The sequence below is a fragment of the Parendozoicomonas verongulae genome, assembly GCF_009711465.1.
GTDB classification, from domain to species: Bacteria; Pseudomonadota; Gammaproteobacteria; order Pseudomonadales; family Endozoicomonadaceae; genus Sansalvadorimonas; species Sansalvadorimonas verongulae.
On sequence record NZ_SMME01000161.1, the window covers coordinates 1 to 311 of the forward strand.

At 40.2% G+C, this 311-nt stretch carries 1 protein-coding gene; it reads left to right on the forward strand.

Features of this window, described 5'->3' with window-relative positions; all coding sequences use genetic code 11:
• The coding region (locus E1189_RS24215) for a hypothetical protein (RefSeq protein WP_230459800.1) at positions 1-207 on the forward strand (207 nt) is incomplete at its 5' end.
• Positions 208-311: the final 104 nt, after the last annotated feature.

Below are 311 nucleotides of genomic sequence, written 5' to 3' on the forward strand. Positions count from 1 at the left end.
AGTGCTGTAAGCAATTTCACATTTATATACCTTATTTTTAAAGCTATGGTGATCTTAGGGCTATATAGAGCCTCTAAAGATTATCGAGGCCCTACCCATTGGCGTGTAGCAGGATATTTTTATTCTGTGGTTGGTGCACTTTGGTGGGTGTATGTTTTTGCTTTATGTTTAATGTCAAAAATTGGATCGTTAGCAGGAATTCCGTAGCTTCTCAATAACTGCTGGAAGCTGGCAAAAAAACGTGTGACACCATGGTGCTTGATTGTTGCCTGCCAAAGGCTACAGAGAATTGGTACTTTGGTTTACCAGCA